We start from the raw sequence: 1,309 nt of genomic DNA on the forward strand, positions 1-1,309 counted from the left end.
ACTTGTTGTAGATGTTGCTACTGTTGATCAACTTGCCGTCAATCTTCTCATCAAATCTACGCTTTAAGTTGATTAAACTTTCACCTAGGCCATATTCCATCGACATACCAGATGCTAAGTTTGCAAAAAATGTTTGAACGGTTTTGTCACTCGATAAATTATCTACGTCTTCACTTGCGATAGTAAATAAGTTGTCTAGTGTGCTTGCATAGCTTTTTACTTTTAAATCCAGCTCTCTATATTGAGAGTCTTTTAATTTATTCTGTCCAAGACTTGTAACAACAATAAGTATCGCTAAATAAATAGAAACGATTATTGCGCTTATCGTTATTATCTTTTTACTGGATATTTTTTTAACAGCCTTTTTCATCGAATTTTCTTACTATCTTCTAAGAAGTAATCGTTATAAAAGTAGTAAATGGACGGGTAGTATTTTTTAACGAGCTTTTCATACGTCCCATCTTTTTTAATAGAATCTAAATAACGATCAAACGCTTCGCGTAATTCCGGTGAATTTTTACGGAACGCAACAGCCATTTTTTGATTTTCAGATATAGGGCCAATGACTTTTATTTCTCCCGGCCATTTTTCTAAAGCAATTAATGTGTCTGCTACATCCAATAAGGTACTTTCAGCATCATTTTTCATGATGGCAGGTACCATTTCGTTTAGGAGTCGTTTGCCATCGGGCAAAATCACTTTGGCACCCGTGTCGTACAAGTCGTAAAGGTTTGGGTCTAGGCACGAATGCTCTAGCGCCAACACTTCTCGTCCATCGATCAACTCTTTCACTGTCTTGACGTCTTCGTCGATCGAGCCACTTGGCTTAATTGGACTTAAACTTGAATCGGTACGAGAAACAAGCCATACCGCCGATGGGAAGTAGTCCTGAGAAAAGTCCAATACCTCTTCCCGCCAATCCAAAATCGTCACGCCATTGGCGATCAGATCACCCTCAATTGGCACACTGCCACCCACTACTGCGCGGTTGTGTCGGTATTGAACATCTTGACCTGTCAGCTTACCGACCATGTCACTCCACTGAGCCGGTACGTACTCATATCGCACACCTAACGAGCTCGCAAATCCTTTTACGATATCGACATCTAATCCTGTCAGCGTGTGCATTTCACCTTGCTCGATGTAAGAAACAAAGTTGGCATAAGGCACACCGATATGACGAAGCACACCACGTTCACGGATTTCTTTAAGGTCATTAGACCAAGCCGAAGAAGACATCACGGACGCGGCCAAAATCGCCACTGCAGTGATGGTTCGTTTAAGTGTTTTGACTGACATTGTGTATATC

At 40.9% G+C, this 1,309-nt stretch carries 1 protein-coding gene and 1 pseudogene; both read right to left on the reverse strand.

Translation table 11 applies throughout. From position 1 onward, the window contains the following. A pseudogene (locus tag R7O12_RS25240) lies at positions 1-370 on the reverse strand (GGDEF-domain containing protein); the annotation flags it as partial. After that, a complete protein-coding gene (locus R7O12_RS25245) occupies positions 367-1,299 on the reverse strand; it encodes a transporter substrate-binding domain-containing protein (protein ID WP_318126804.1) in 933 nt (310 codons plus the stop codon). The pseudogene R7O12_RS25240 and the gene R7O12_RS25245, both read right to left, overlap by 4 nt. Positions 1,300-1,309: the final 10 nt, after the last annotated feature.

The organism is Vibrio sp. Vb1574 (assembly GCF_033338675.1).

Bases quoted from the DNA above. Each gene is read 5' to 3' on its own strand.
- R7O12_RS25245 (WP_318126804.1), bottom strand. From the start codon at position 1,299: ATGTCAGTCAAAACACTTAAACGAACCATCACTGCAGTGGCGATTTTG.